This is a genomic window from Rhodopseudomonas sp. (genome assembly GCF_013377015.1).
In the GTDB taxonomy this organism is placed as follows: Bacteria; Pseudomonadota; Alphaproteobacteria; order Rhizobiales; family Xanthobacteraceae; genus JARJEH01.
In genome coordinates, this window is the sequence record NZ_JACABA010000002.1 from 669,228 (window position 1) to 682,665 (window position 13,438).

12 protein-coding genes and 1 tRNA gene are annotated in these 13,438 nt (G+C 64.0%); 7 read left to right on the forward strand and 6 right to left on the reverse strand.

The genetic code is table 11. The annotated features are described in order from the left end of the window. Nucleotides 1-182: 182 nt before the first annotated feature. Nucleotides 183-1,058 (reverse strand): DMT family transporter, encoded by an 876-nt coding sequence (locus HXX15_RS11615; protein ID WP_296516208.1) that lies wholly within the window; start codon nt 1,056-1,058, stop codon nt 183-185. A 101-nt stretch (nt 1,059-1,159) separates the two neighbouring features. On the opposite strand from HXX15_RS11615, the gene HXX15_RS11620 reads away from it, so the two are divergent. After that, the gene (locus tag HXX15_RS11620; RefSeq protein ID WP_296516209.1) at nt 1,160-2,287 is read left to right on the forward strand and encodes an S-(hydroxymethyl)glutathione dehydrogenase/class III alcohol dehydrogenase; all 1,128 of its coding nucleotides are present in this window, start codon (nt 1,160-1,162) and stop codon (nt 2,285-2,287) included. A gap of 64 nt (nt 2,288-2,351) precedes the next feature. After that, complete coding sequence (locus HXX15_RS11625; protein WP_296516210.1) at nt 2,352-2,852, forward strand: hypothetical protein; 501 nt, start codon at nt 2,352-2,354, stop codon at nt 2,850-2,852. 1 nt (nt 2,853) lies between these two features. On the opposite strand, the gene HXX15_RS11630 is transcribed toward HXX15_RS11625, so the two are convergent. Continuing rightward, nucleotides 2,854-3,300: a hypothetical protein gene (locus HXX15_RS11630; RefSeq protein ID WP_296516211.1), complete on the reverse strand. Its 447-nt coding sequence runs from the start codon at nt 3,298-3,300 to the stop codon at nt 2,854-2,856. 220 nt (nt 3,301-3,520) lie between these two features. Between HXX15_RS11630 and HXX15_RS11635 the strand changes: the two genes are divergently transcribed. Continuing rightward, nucleotides 3,521-3,597 (forward strand) — tRNA-Arg (locus HXX15_RS11635). Nucleotides 3,598-3,745: 148 nt separating this feature from the next. Then, nucleotides 3,746-4,456: a Crp/Fnr family transcriptional regulator gene (locus tag HXX15_RS11640; protein ID WP_296516212.1), complete on the forward strand. Its 711-nt coding sequence runs from the start codon at nt 3,746-3,748 to the stop codon at nt 4,454-4,456. A 32-nt stretch (nt 4,457-4,488) separates the two neighbouring features. Here HXX15_RS11640 and HXX15_RS11645 read toward each other — a convergent pair whose 3' ends face one another. Together HXX15_RS11645 and HXX15_RS11650 are read right to left on the reverse strand one after the other, a co-directional pair. Beyond that, on the reverse strand, nt 4,489-4,707 hold the full coding sequence (locus tag HXX15_RS11645) for a hypothetical protein (RefSeq protein ID WP_296516213.1): 219 nt from the start codon (nt 4,705-4,707) through the stop codon (nt 4,489-4,491). 91 nt (nt 4,708-4,798) lie between these two features. Beyond that, nucleotides 4,799-7,264: a hypothetical protein gene (locus HXX15_RS11650; protein WP_296516214.1), complete on the reverse strand. Its 2,466-nt coding sequence runs from the start codon at nt 7,262-7,264 to the stop codon at nt 4,799-4,801. Between the two features lie 283 nt (nt 7,265-7,547). Here HXX15_RS11650 and HXX15_RS11655 point away from each other — a divergent pair, with 283 nt between their 5' ends. The 3 genes from HXX15_RS11655 to HXX15_RS11665 all read left to right on the forward strand — a co-directional run bounded on the left by HXX15_RS11655 (nt 7,548) and on the right by HXX15_RS11665 (nt 8,523). Further along, a complete protein-coding gene (locus HXX15_RS11655) occupies nt 7,548-7,796 on the forward strand; it encodes a hypothetical protein (RefSeq protein ID WP_296516215.1) in 249 nt (82 codons plus the stop codon). 11 nt (nt 7,797-7,807) lie between these two features. Then, nucleotides 7,808-8,056, forward strand: a complete 249-nt coding sequence (locus HXX15_RS11660; protein WP_296516216.1) for a hypothetical protein — start codon at nt 7,808-7,810, stop codon at nt 8,054-8,056. 116 nt (nt 8,057-8,172) lie between these two features. Further along, nucleotides 8,173-8,523, forward strand: a complete 351-nt coding sequence (locus tag HXX15_RS11665) for a GrlR family regulatory protein (protein ID WP_296516217.1) — start codon at nt 8,173-8,175, stop codon at nt 8,521-8,523. Between the two features lie 87 nt (nt 8,524-8,610). Here HXX15_RS11665 and HXX15_RS11670 read toward each other — a convergent pair whose 3' ends face one another. Both HXX15_RS11670 and HXX15_RS11675 read right to left on the reverse strand, forming a co-directional pair. Next, a complete protein-coding gene (locus tag HXX15_RS11670) occupies nt 8,611-10,296 on the reverse strand; it encodes a cache domain-containing protein (RefSeq protein WP_296516218.1) in 1,686 nt (561 codons plus the stop codon). Between the two features lie 304 nt (nt 10,297-10,600). Continuing rightward, nucleotides 10,601-13,303: a PAS domain S-box protein gene (locus tag HXX15_RS11675; RefSeq protein ID WP_296516219.1), complete on the reverse strand. Its 2,703-nt coding sequence runs from the start codon at nt 13,301-13,303 to the stop codon at nt 10,601-10,603. Nucleotides 13,304-13,438: the final 135 nt, after the last annotated feature.

Genomic DNA, 13,438 nt, shown 5'->3' on the forward strand with positions numbered 1-13,438 from the left:
AGGCCGCCGTGAAGAAGACTGCAAAGAAGGCCACCAAGAAGACGGCGAAGAAGGCTGCCAAGAAGGTCGCGCCGAAGAAGGCAAAGAAGGCCAAGAAGTCGAAGCGCTGAGCGCTCGACATACGGCAAGCGGGAGCTTCCAGAGGATCTCTGGAGGCTTTTTGCTGCCCGCCTGCCCGCACGCTACGCCGGCGCGCGGATCACCAGAACCACTGCGGCGGCGCAGGTCACCATGCCGGCGATCGCGATTGCATCGAGCTGTTCGCCGAACAGCACATAGGCCATCACCGCGGTGACCGCCGGAACCAGATAGAACAGGCTGGCCACCGAGGTCGTGGCGGAGCGCCGGATCAGCCAGTACAACAGCCCGATCGATCCGATCGACAGCACCACCGCGAGCCAGATCACCGCAAGCACGAACTCGCTGGTCCAGCGCACCTCGCGGGTCTCGAACAGCCAGGCCCCGGCCGCGAAGAACGCCAGCGCCGCGAGATATTGCACGACATTGCCGGCGCGCCAGTCGATGCCGCTGCAAAAACGTTTCTGATACAGCGTGCCGATGGTGATGCTGACCAGCGAGCAGGCTGACGCCAGCCAACCCCAGCCGGCGTCGCCGCTGATCGAGCGGTTGTGCAGGATCATCAGGGCGCCGCCGAGCCCAAGCAGCAGCCCCGCCCATTGCAATGGCGTGACCCGCTCGCCAAGCCAACGGTTCGCCAGGGTCGAGGTCAGGATCGGCTGCAGCCCCGGGATCAGCGCCGACAGTCCGGCCGGAATCGAATGCGCGATCGCGATCGCGGTGCCGGCGAGGTAGATGCCGTGCACCAGGATGCCGGCGACCACGCTGTGGCCGAGGCCGGCCAGGTCGGGCCAGCGCGGCCGCGCGATCGCCGCGATGATCGCCATCAGCGTCACCACCAGCACCATCCGGATCGCCAGATAGGTCAGCGGCTCGGCGCCGCTCAGCGCATATTTGGTGCCGACAAATCCGGTGCTCCACAGCACCACGAAGATCACCGGCGCCGCGCGCGCGGCGACATTTTCTGCATTGCGATTCATTGTCACCCTGAGTGCCTGATCGTATGTTGCCGGGCAACGACGAATTGCGGCGCCCTGCTCGAATCACATCGCAAGGCGCCGGCCATCAGGAAGGAACCGTCATGGACGTTCGCGCCGCTGTCGCCATCGCCGCCGGCAAACCGCTTGAGGTAACCACCGTTCAACTCGAAGGTCCGCGCGAAGGCGAAGTGCTGGTCGAGATCAAGGCCACCGGGGTCTGCCACACCGACGAATTCACCCTGTCGGGCGCCGATCCGGAAGGCCTGTTCCCTGCGATTCTCGGCCACGAGGGCGCCGGTGTCGTGGTCGATATCGGCAAAGGCGTCACCAGCGTGAAAAAGGGCGATCACGTCATCCCGCTGTACACGCCAGAATGCCGGCAGTGCCCGTCCTGCCTGTCGCGCAAGACCAATTTGTGCACCGCGATCCGCGCCACCCAGGGCCAGGGCCTGATGCCCGATGGCACCTCGCGGTTCTCGCTCGGCGGCAAGCCGATCCATCACTATATGGGCACATCGACATTCGCGAATTACACCGTGCTGCCGGAAATCGCGGTGGCAAAGATCCGCGAGGACGCGCCGTTCGACAAGGTCTGCTACATCGGCTGCGGCGTCACCACCGGGATCGGCGCCGTGATCAACACCGCCAAGGTCGAGCAAGGCGCCAAGGCGATCGTGTTCGGGCTCGGCGGCATCGGGCTCAACGTGCTGCAGGGCCTGCGGCTGGCCGGCGCCGACATGATCATCGGCGTCGATCTCAACAACGACCGCAAGGCCTGGGGCGAACGCTTCGGCATGACGCATTTCGTCAACCCGACCGACCACGGCAAGGATCTGGTGCCCTACCTCGTCAACATGACCAAGCAGGGCGCCGACCAGATCGGCGGCGCCGATTACACCTTCGACTGCACCGGCAATGTCACGGTGATGCGGCAAGCGCTCGAAGCCTGCCATCGCGGCTGGGGTCAGTCGATCGTGATCGGCGTGGCGCCGGCCGGCGCCGAGATTTCGACGCGGCCGTTCCAGCTCGTCACCGGCCGGGTCTGGAAGGGCTCGGCGTTCGGCGGCGCGCGCGGCCGCACCGACGTGCCAAAGATCGTCGATTGGTACATGCAGGGCAAGATCCAGATCGATCCGATGATCACTCACGTGATGCCGCTCGCCGAGATCAACAAGGCGTTCGAGCTGATGAAGTCAGGCCAATCGATCCGCGGCGTGGTGACGTTCTAGGAGCGCGGACGATCGGACCCAGCCGTCGCCGATTGAGGTGCCGGCAGGGCGGCAGGCGCGGAGATTGAGCCGCCGCCCGCTTGCCTCGGCGTCGCGTCGGGGGAATATTTGGCGGGAGAGAAAAGATTCACCCGAGGAGCCAGCCGTGACGCTCTCCCCCAAGGCACGCGACCGGATCTATTCTTTGATCGGCCTCGCGATGGGCGTTTCCGCCGCGATCCTGAGCGACCACATCGGCGGCATTGTCCGCGCCCTTCAGCAGGTGGCGCAGCAATATCTCGCCTCCTTGGTGTTCCAGAGCCTGTTCATTGTCATGATCGGCGCAATAGCCGCCGCGCTGTTCAAGCTCCGCACGCGCCGACTGCGGCTTTATGCCAACCTCGAAATCCTGTTCGGATTGTTTGCGTCGGTCTATGCGGCCAACGAGCTTTACGCGGCGCTCACGCCGGAATCGCGGACCAAGGGTCTTTTCGCGACTGTGGCCGGCATCTACATCATTATTCGGGGACTGGATAACCGGCAGAAATCCTATCCGCCGAGCGTCGCCGTCGAGGGCGCGGGCTGAATCAGAACTCTTCCGGACAGGGATCGACGATCGTCCACAGATCGGCGCCGTTCTTGATCTTCTTCATCTCGGGCGTAAGGCCGCCATTGCGGCTGATCCAGTCCTTCACCGGCTGCGGATAATACGACATTAGGTCCGAGGTCCCCTGCGTGCTGGTGACCTTGATGCCGAAGGTGAAAGCCTTGTCGTAATAGGCCTGGTGAAAGCCGAGGCTGGCGCGCGGCGTCACGCAGATCTTGTTCATCGGCACGATCCCGAACACCATGGTGCAGGCGGAATTGCAGATGCCGTCGATGATGACGCGTTCGCGGCGGTCGCGGATCCGCTCGTACTTCGCCTTGTATTCGGTGACATAGCCGCCGTGGTCGCGGGTGATCCGCAGATCGGCGCGGGCCGGCGAAATGGCCAGCAGCAAGGGCAGCAGAAGACAGCAGAGCAGCTTTGGCATGGATCGATCTGATACCCGGAATTGACGCTCGGCCGGTGCGCCGGCCGAAGCCGCCGCGCCAACCGCCGAACTCTGGCGTCACAGTGTTTGGATTTCGTTAAGCATCGCAATCCGGCGAAAATGCGGGAAATCCCAGCCCGTTGAAAATGCGCATAAAAATGCGGAATTCAGGCTCGGTCGGGCTGGCTTTCGCGGTTTTGCGGGGTATGGTGCGGCCAACGCACTCGTAGCTCAGCTGGATAGAGCATCGGATTTCGATTCCGAGGGTCGGGAGTTCGAATCTCTCCGAGTGCGCCAACAGTCCGCGACGCCCTCCCGATTCAGGATCAGCGCGGCCCCTTTGGCGCGGCATTTCCGGCGATCCGGCCCGGAGTCTCGCGATCCGTCGCACGCCGGTTTGTATTGATCGCGAGTCGGTGCAAATGTGCCCGGCAAAGGACACCGAATGACACAATCGCGGGAAAACCGACTGTTGACGATGATGCCGTCCGGCGACTTCGAGCGGTTGCGGCCGCATCTGCACAAGGTGACGCTGGACTACCGGATGCCGCTCTATGAGGCCCACAAGCCGATCAACGACATCTATTTCCCGGCCGAGGGCGTCGCCTCGCTGGTCAATGCGATGGCCGATGGCAGGTCAGCCGAGGTTGGCACCATCGGCAATGAAGGCGTCGTCGGCATCCCGGCGATTCTCGGCGACAACGTGGGCCCGCTCAACGTCTACGTCCAGGTTCCCGGCTTCGGCTTCAAGGTGAAGTCCGAGATCCTAAAGGACTTGCTGACGGCCAGCACGGCCTCGCGCACCTTGATGCTGCATTATGTCCACGCGTTCTTCAATCAGGTGGCGCAGTCGGCGGCGTGCAACACCTGCCACAACATCGAACAGCGCTGCTGCCGCTGGATGTTGATGACCCACGACCGGATGCAGACCGACAATTTCCTGCTGACCCAGGAATTCCTGGCGATGATGCTGGGCGTCCGACGCACCGGTGTCACCGACGTTGCCCGGAAATTGAAGAGCAAGAAGCTGATCGACTATGTGCGCGGTCGCGTCACCATTCTTGATCGTCCCGGGCTCGAACAGTATTCCTGCGAGTGTTACGCGGTCAGCAAACGGGAATTCGACCGCCTGCTTGGGCCGTCAAGGGGCCTCTGAGCAAGTGGCAGGTCAACGCGAGCGCGCCGCCATTAGTGCGCGCCCCTGAGCGTGCAGGACGTCGTGCAGGTGGTGGTGGCGCCGTGTTTGCAGACCTTGCAGACCTTGACGCACTGCTCCATGTCCTTCGGATTGTAGGCGCTGTAGAGCCCGGCCGCGCAGCTCGATATTGATCCGGTCACATCTTCTTCGGACGAGCACGACGCCAGCGTCAGCGCGGCGAGAACAACCATGATGGATCGATACGGCATTTGCTATCCGCCGTGTTGGGGTCAGTTTCGGTTGCAAACCGAGCCGGTGCGCGATGCGCGCCAGCCAATGAGATAACCTATCCGAAATTCCTTATTCGATCATTAGGGATTTGCTGGGGCCGGCGGCGGACGCAATGCCCCCTTCGCCGATCAGATCCGGCTTTCGCGCCGGCCTGACGAACACGCCGGTCCGGCCGAATTGCCGGCTGGCGACGATCATGACCGCGCACAGCACGTAGAAGCAGGCGCCGAGCGCGTAGGTTTTGGCGATGCCGAATTCGATCGACAGCGCCATGCCAAGCACCGAGGCTAGCATCGAGGTGATGCCGTTCACGCTCCAGAAGAACGGCAGCAGTTCCGAATGCCGACGCCACAGGCTGAGCCCGAGCGGGAACATCATCCCCATGCAGAAAGCCGGAGGCGCCAGCAGTGCGATCGAGACCAGGATCCGCATCTCGGTGGCTTCCGCGCGCGCCCATGTCGTCAGTTCAGGCGTCAGCAACCCCGCCACCACCAGCGTCGTCAGCAGAGCGATCACCCGGGAGATCACCGCCCCCAGCCGCGGCGGATTGGCGCCGACCGTGGTGCTGCCGATCCCGCCGAACAGCAGAATGGTGAACAGCACCACCGCCAGCCCGTAGACCGGATGGCCGAGAAACACCATCAGCCGCTGCATCTGCGAAATCTCGATCAGCATGAAGCCCATGCCGATGGCGCTGAAATACACCACCGGCGGTGTCAGCGTCGACAGCGGCATCTGCTTGGCGAGGCGCAGGAACGGACTGACTATGTAATACAGGCAGGCGCATAGCGCGATGATCACCAGCAAGAGCGTGGTGCTGATCGCCGCGTTGTTGTTGGCACTCACGGTCGCCGGTTTGGCGACAAAATCGCCGAACCGCGACGTATAGAAAAAGAACGGATTGTCGTCGGTCGAGGGCGCGATGTTTTCCGGCAAGGAGTCGAAGAATGCTTTGTCCGCCTTGCCGGACAGCAGCGTCGAGGTGACGGCGTCGAACCCGACATCCGGTCCCAGCAGGATCTTGAAGCCCTGCGCGGTGAGCCGGTCGCGCGCGCCCTGCCATTGCGCGTCGGTGAAGGCGTCGGGCCGGGTGATCACGGTGACGATATTGCCGACATTCAGCGCGACGATATGGCGCGGCAGCTCGGCCGCGGCCACGCCCTTGTTCTGCAGCGCGCTCGCGGCGATCGCCACCAGGCGATAGAATTCGCCGCGGTGATGCTCCGGCTCGTACCAGCGCGAGACCGACAGCAGCCCGCCCGGCTTCAGCGCCCGGTAGAAATCCTCCCACGCCTCGATGGTGTAAAGTCGATTTTCGGTGAGTGTCAGTCCGCCGGCTGCGGTCGCTGCCCAGGTGTCGATCAGCGAAATCTGCACCAGGTCGTAGCGATCGGTGGAATGGTTGATGTAGCTGCGGGCTTCGGCATTGACCAGCGACACGCCGGGCTGGCGGTCGAGATGGCCGGAGAAATCGGCGAACTTGTCGGTGAGGACCTCGAAGATCGCCGGATTGATCTCGATGCCGTGGATCTGCTTGGCGCCGAAATACAGCGCCGACAGCACGTCACGTCCGCCGCCGACACCGACCACAGCGACCTCGGCCGACGGCTGCACCAGATAGGCGGCGTTGATGACGTCGTCCTTGAGATAGCCGAGCTTGCCGAGATCGCCATTAAAGCGGGTGATTACGGTGCCGGCATCGGCGTCGATGTCGAGGCGGTTCTGCTCGATCGTCATGGTCTGGTCGTGCGCGAAGCCCCAGCCGAACGGGGTGTCCTGCTGTTGCTTGGTGACCCGCACCCGCGAATAGGTGTTCCAGCGCTCGAACAGCGTTCCGGTCTGTTGCGCGCCCTTGGCCCAGTAGACGCCGAGATGGCTCCTGCCGGACAGATCAAGCCCGGTATGCACGGCGGCTGCCGCAGCCAGCGTCAACGCCACCGCGCCGCTCAGCCGCAGCACGTGACGCTCGCCACTGCCGCGCGCCACCATCCACCCGGCGGCAGCCGCAAAGGCTCCGATCCACAGCGTGGCGCTGACCGGATCGACCACCAGCAACACGAAGATGACGCCGAGGCAGCCGAGCGCCGCGCCGGACAGGTCGGCGGCATAAAGCCAGCCGCCGCGATAGGGCAGCCGGGTCAGCAGCAGTGTGATGCAGACGCCGCTCTCACCGAACGGCATGACGAAGCCAACGGTCGCGACCGCCAGCGTGATCGCCACGTAGTTCGCGGGGATCAGCAGCGGCACGCACAGGAAGGCGATCATGGCGCCGACGCCGGTGATCGCGAACCACGAAGCATGGTGGGCGAATTCCGCCGCCACCCGGTCCGGCGCGTAGCGCAGCGGCTTGTTGTAGACTTCCATCGCGCCGCGGGTGAGCCCCAGCATGGCAAGCGAAATCGCTGCGAACGCGAAGTGATAATACAGCATCACGCTGAAGAAGCGGGTAATCAGGATCTGGTAGGACAGCGTGGCCGAGGCCAGCACGAACATTGCAAGATAATAGCGGCCGGGGATTTTCGGGAATGCCTGCAATGTCGCGTCTCCAATGACAGCTTCAGCCCAATCGGCGCCATGCAGCGGCCGGCAGTCGCGCCAGCGTCGCATCGCCAACAGTCCGTTCCACCCCTACGCCGTGTTTGTTAATGTTTGCTCAGCGGCCGGCCCGGATTTGCCCGCTATCCATGGCGGCGGTGAATTTAGTCCGGGATAGTCCAAAACGCTCCGACGGCGCCACTTGACTCCAAAAGAACAAAAAGAGAACATTCTGCCATCAATGCAGTGTCCACCGCGCGCCGCCTTACCGGAGTTCCTTGCCATGTCCGAACCCGCCCAGCAGCTGCCATCCGACCATTACGAGCAGGCCTGCGACCAGGCCATTGCGATGTGCAATGGCAGCACGCGCGGCGCGATCAAGGCGTTGATCATGGCGAACGAATATCTCGAGGCCGAGTTGCAGGAACTGCAGGCCGCAGTGTCGAAGGGGTTTGGTCGCGGCAGGCATGAGCCGGCGGCGAACCAGGGCACCGAAGCGGTGCCGCGCAACCGTGCCGACTGGTACGATTGAGGCCTGCCCCGATGGCCGACGTCACCTATTTTGTCGCCTTGCCGTTTGTCGCCTCCGATGACGGGATCGCGCCGGGCGAGCCGACCGAATGCTTCAACCCGGTTGCCGCGATCCGGCGCGCCGAGGCGCTGTCGCGGATCGCGGGTCACGTCGGCGCGGTGGCGTTCAGCCGAACCGGCGATCCCAATATCGGCGAATTCCACGACGCCACGGTGTTGCGAAAGTTCGGCGAGGTGCCGGACGATCTCAATGGGCTGTGACCCACGGTTTTGGCCGGACGGTGATTTCTGGTCGGTCTGTTGCGTTGACGTCGGCCGACCGACTTTGGCATAACTGGATCGCGCATTTCGCGGGACACGACGACCACCGGGACATCATGAGAAACGGGCTGTATTCGATCCATGTCGATCTGCTCGACGGGCGGTCGGGCAAAGGCAGTGGCGTAGTGATGTTCCGGGATGGCAAGATCCTGGGCGGCGACGCCTACCTGTTCTACACGGGCAGCTATGTCGTGACCGGCGACGCCTTCAAGGGTGAGGTTCTGGTCAGCCAGCATACTCCCAGCCCCGACGCCAATCCGCTGTTCGGCGGCCAGAAAAATCCGGTCGGGATCGGCGTGTCCGGCACTTCCACCGAGACCGCGGCGGTGATGAGCGGAACAGCGCTGGTCGGCAAGGCCAGTCTGATTTTCAAGGCCACGCTGCGCAAACTAGCCGATACCGACTGAAGCGGGACGATTTCGGCTCGTCACCCCGCCTCGGTTTGTTGTTGCAGTACGATCCGCGCACCGCCACCGGCGGTGCGAAGTCGGGCGTCAGGCGGCGCGTACCGTCGCCAGGAACTTGCTGACTTCCAGCTTAAGTCGGTTGCTGTCGCGCGACAGCGACTGAGCCGCCGACAGCACCTCCGACGACGCCGATCCGGTATCGGACGCGCCATGCTGGACGTCGGCGATGTTGGTGCTGACCTGCGTTGTGCCTTGGGCGGCCAGCTGGACATTGCGCGCGATCTCCTGGGTCGCGGCGCCCTGCTCTTCCACCGCCGAAGCGATGGTCGAGGCAATTTCCGACATCCGGCCGATGGTGTCGCTGATTTCCTTGATTGCAGCGACCGAATCCTGCGTCGCCGCCTGGATCCCGGTGATCTGCTGCCCGATCTCGCCGGTGGCCTTGGCGGTCTGCTCGGCCAGCGCCTTCACTTCCGAGGCAACGACCGCGAAACCGCGACCAGCTTCCCCAGCCCGAGCCGCCTCGATGGTGGCGTTGAGCGCCAGCAGGTTGGTCTGGCCCGCAATGGTGTTGATCAGTTCGACAACGTCGCCGATCCGCGCCGCCGCCTTCGACAATTCGCCGACCCGGTCGTTGGTTTTGCGGGCCTGATCGACCGCCTCGCTAGCGATCCGCGCCGAGTCCTGAACCTGACGGCTGATCTCGTTGACCGACGACGCCATTTCCTCGGTCGCCGAGGCCACCGATTGCACGTTGGTCGAGGCTTCATTCGATGCCGACGCGACCGCGATCGCCAGTTGCTGCGATCGTTCGGCGGTCGCGGTCAGCGAATTGGCGGATGCTTCCAGCTCGGTCGACGACGACGACACGGTCTCGACAATCTCGCCGATCGCGCCCTCGAACTCATTGGCAAGCTGGTTGGTATCGGCCTTGCGCTGGGCTAGCGCGCGGGCCTCTTGCTGCTTCTGCTCCGCCTCCAACTGCCTGCGCGCGACGGCATTGGTCTTGAAGACCTCGACCGCCTCGGCCATTTCGCCGATTTCATCGTCGCGACCGATACCCGGCACCGCGATTTCGATTCGTCCGCCGGCGAGGTCCTTCATCGCGCCGGTCATGGCAATGATCGGGCTGGTGATCCGCCGCGCCATCATAGTCGACGCCACCAGCGTGATCAGCAAAACGATGCCGGAGGCAATCAACGAACGCTGGGTGGCGGCCCAGGTCTGGGCGTCGAGATCGTCGATATAAACGCCGGTGCCGAGGATCCAGCCCCAGGGCGCGAAACCCTCGACATAACTCAGCTTCGGCGCCGGCCGCTCGGAGCCCGGCTTCGCCCAGTAGTAGTCGACAAATCCGCTGCCACTGCGCCGGACCGTGTCGGATATCTCGGCGAAGATCAACTTGCCGTTCGCATCCTTGCTCGTGGACTGATCGGTGCCGTCGAGCTTCGGCGACATCGGGTGCATCACCATCCGGCTCTGCATGTCGGTGACGAAGAAGTAATCGTTGTTGCCATAACGCAAGGCAGCGATCCTGGTCAGGGCTCGCTTCTGCGCCTCGGCCACCGCCGCGCCGTCGCCCTGTGCCGCCTGTTCCTGCTTGACGATGGACAGCGCCAGCTCGGTCATGTGCTTGAGCTCGATCTGCTTCTGCTGCTTCAGCCCGGAGCCCATTTCCCGGGAGTCGAGGACGGTGAGACCCAGCAGCCCCGCGGAGGCTAGACCGATCAGCGCATAAATCTTCCGACCGATGGTCATCTTGACCAGCGACATTTTCAGCCTCCGTGAGTAGCAAAGCGATCAGACAGACTTCGAACACTCGACATGGCCAGTACCGAGCGACCATGCTCGCGATTCCAATGTCAAGCATTGGCAGGATCGCGGATAACGCTTTGCTAAATATTAATGAGCGGCCCCGTAGGATTCCCAGGTTCCCGTCATACCTTGCATCCTTTGGTATTTCGACACCGCAACATTTCCGATGCCGAGCGATCGGCGCAGGCGTCGTGCGAGTCGCGGGTCGATACCGGTCTGACACTCCGTCTTGGGGCGTCTCGCTGGCACCGCGACGGCGCGGTCAGGCGGACGCGGTAACCGGTCCGATCGGCGCCAGTTCGCGCGGCGCGACTCGCGGCAAGATGATCTGAATGCGGGTGCCGCCGCCGGGTTCAGAGTCGAGGTCGAGCCGCCCGCCCAGCCGATTGGTGACGATGTTATAGACGATATGCAGGCCGAGCCCGGTGCCGCCCTGATCGCGCCGCGTGGTGAAGAACGGGTCGAAGGCGCGACGGCGGACGTCGAGACTCATGCCGCAGCCGTCGTCGGAATACAGGATCTCGACATTGTCCTTGCCGGATTCTCGGACCTTGATGTCGACGTTGCCGGCCCTGCCGTTCGGAAACGCGTGCGCCACCGAGTTCAGGAACAGATTGGTCAGCACCTGCCCATACGGCCCCGGATAGCTGTTCATCATCAGCCCCGGCTGACACTCGACATTCAGCGCCAGATTTTGCTTGCGCAGCCCCGGCCGCAAACTCATCACCACCTGCTCGGTGAGATCGCCGAGGTCAAAGCTGCGCTGGTCCGAATAATTGCGATCAGCGGCGACCTGCTTGAACGACTGGATTAACTCCGCCGCGCGGTTGAGATTGGCCACCAGCTGCGAGGACGCGTCGCGACTGGTCTCGAGGAATTCCGTCAAGCTCGACCGCTTCAAATCGCCGCGCCCGACCTCGGCCGCGAACATCGCGGTCTTCCGCTCCAACGACGACGCCACGGTGAGGCTGATCCCGACCGGATTGTTGACCTCGTGGGCGACGCCGGCCACCAGCCGGCCGAGTGCCGCGAGCTTTTCGGCCTCGATCAGCGATTGCTGGGTCTCCTTCAGATTGCGCAACGCCGCCTCGGCCGCGTCCTTGGCCTTGCGCATTTCCTGTTCGCCGCGCTTGCGATCGCCGATGTCGAGCGCCACCGTGACGATGCGCTCAATCTCGCCATCGGCGCCGAGCAGCGGTAGCTTGTTGACCAGCCATTGCCGCATCGTGCCGGTAGAATCGACATATTCCTCTTCGTAAAAGCCGAGATCCTTGCCGGCCGCCAGCACGCGCTTGTCGTTCTCGTCGGTCTTCTGCGCGCCGTAGCGCGACATCAGATCGCCGGTGGTGCGGCCAATCGCGTCCCGCGGCTCGATCCCGAAGATGCCGGCCATGTAGCGGTTCATCAGGATGTAGCGCAGCTGTCGGTCCTTGACGTTGATCACCGCCGGAACGGTGTCGATCACCTGCTGCAGCAACCGGCGGCCTTCGGCCACCGCGTGTTCGGCGCGCTTCTGATCGGTGATGTCGCGCACCGCGCCCTCGTAGCGCACCACCTTTCCGGACTCATCGCGCACCGCGGTGGCGCTGTCGGACAGCCACAGGATGTCGCCGTTGCGCTTGCGGGCCTGATACTCGAATTCGCGGACCATGCCGTCGCGCTCCATCAGCGCGCAATACTCGGTTCGCGCAGCTGGATCGATGTAGATCGAATCCGAAATATCGCCGATCCGGTGGATCAGGTCTTCGGGCGTCTCATATCCCATCATTCGCGCCAATGCCGGATTGGCGTTGACTAGGGCGCCCTCCGGCGTCGTGACATAGATTCCGTCGATCGAGCCTTCGAACAGCTTGCGGTAGCTTTCCTCGGCCAGCCGCTGTTCGGCCAGCGCGCGAACCGCGGCCTCCCGGGCATTGTCCGCTTCGACAAGGGTGCGGCGGAACACTTCGGCGGCGCGCGCGATGTCGCCGATTTCGTTCTTCACCTCGGTGGCCGGGATCGCGGTGTGCTGCTCGCCGGCCGCCAGCGAGCGGATCGCCGCGGCGATCTTCGCCAGCGGACCGACGGTGCGCCGCACCACGAACAGCGCTGCCATCAGCCCTACCAGCACGCCGGCGGTGCCCAGCACGATACTCTGCCATTTGTCCTCGGCGAGCGTTCGAGCCAGGTCGCGCGCCAGCACGCGACCGCGGCGGGCGCTGACGTCGCGCAGCAATTCAGTGACGCGCCCGATCAGGCGGCCTTCGGTGCCGAGCACCTCCTTGTCCAGTTCGGCGATCTCCCGCTCCATCGCCGCCGACGAGACGATCGCGTCGGCATAGTCCCGGATCGCGGCCGCGGCCGCCGGATCGCCGCTCGGCAAGTCGCGCAGCCGCCGCGCCGACCGCTCGGCGCCGGACAGATCCCGCGCCAGCAGCATGGCGGCGATCCGGCTCTGCTCGCGGTAAAGCGCCCCGGCGAAGCTGCGATCGGACAGGCCGGCCACGGCGGCGTCGAACTGCTCGCGCAATGGCGGCATAGTCGCGATTAGCGCGCCGCGGCGCGGGATCAGCGCCGTGATGCGTTCGAGCCCGTCACGGTAGTTCGACAGCCGCACTGTGACGCCGTCGATCATGTCGAGCTGGTCCGGCGCGAGCTCCAGGCGCGTTTTCTTCAGCAACTCGGTCAGCGCCGAGGCGGCCTCGAACACTCGGTCCGGCCGGGTTTCCGGGTCGTTCACGACCTGCCGGGCAGCGAATCGCAGGTCGCCCATCCGCCGTTCGATCTCCTCGGCGAGGTCGCCGACGCTTTGCAGCCGCTGCAATTCGGCGAAGGTGTTGTCGATATGCCGGATCGCAACCACGCTGCCGACGCTGGTCATGGTGATGATTGTCAGCAACAGCAGGAAGCTGCCGAACGTCAGCTGCCCGATCGACAACGTGATCGACCCAAGGCGTCGACGGATCGCTGCGACTACGGCTGGCATGGGGGTTTGACCGGGCTCCAATCAACGCCGCTATATACATACACTTCCGCCCTTGAGGGAACCCGCTTGGATTCCCGCCGGGGCCGGCAAAGCTACGTCGCGTCGGAATGCGCTTCGCCCGCAGGACTGGACCTG

Excerpts from the sequence above, each read along its gene's own strand:
- HXX15_RS11615 (WP_296516208.1), bottom strand. The coding sequence starts at position 1,058 with ATGAATCGCAATGCAGAAAATGTCGCCGCGCGCGCGGCGCCGGTGATC.
- HXX15_RS11620 (WP_296516209.1), top strand. The coding sequence starts at position 1,160 with ATGGACGTTCGCGCCGCTGTCGCCATCGCCGCCGGCAAACCGCTTGAG.
- HXX15_RS11630 (WP_296516211.1), bottom strand. The coding sequence starts at position 3,300 with ATGCCAAAGCTGCTCTGCTGTCTTCTGCTGCCCTTGCTGCTGGCCATT.
- HXX15_RS11640 (WP_296516212.1), top strand. The coding sequence starts at position 3,746 with ATGACACAATCGCGGGAAAACCGACTGTTGACGATGATGCCGTCCGGC.
- HXX15_RS11645 (WP_296516213.1), bottom strand. The coding sequence starts at position 4,707 with ATGCCGTATCGATCCATCATGGTTGTTCTCGCCGCGCTGACGCTGGCG.
- HXX15_RS11655 (WP_296516215.1), top strand. The coding sequence starts at position 7,548 with ATGTCCGAACCCGCCCAGCAGCTGCCATCCGACCATTACGAGCAGGCC.
- HXX15_RS11660 (WP_296516216.1), top strand. The coding sequence starts at position 7,808 with ATGGCCGACGTCACCTATTTTGTCGCCTTGCCGTTTGTCGCCTCCGAT.
- HXX15_RS11665 (WP_296516217.1), top strand. The coding sequence starts at position 8,173 with ATGAGAAACGGGCTGTATTCGATCCATGTCGATCTGCTCGACGGGCGG.
- HXX15_RS11670 (WP_296516218.1), bottom strand. The coding sequence starts at position 10,296 with ATGTCGCTGGTCAAGATGACCATCGGTCGGAAGATTTATGCGCTGATC.
- HXX15_RS11675 (WP_296516219.1), bottom strand. The coding sequence starts at position 13,303 with ATGCCAGCCGTAGTCGCAGCGATCCGTCGACGCCTTGGGTCGATCACG.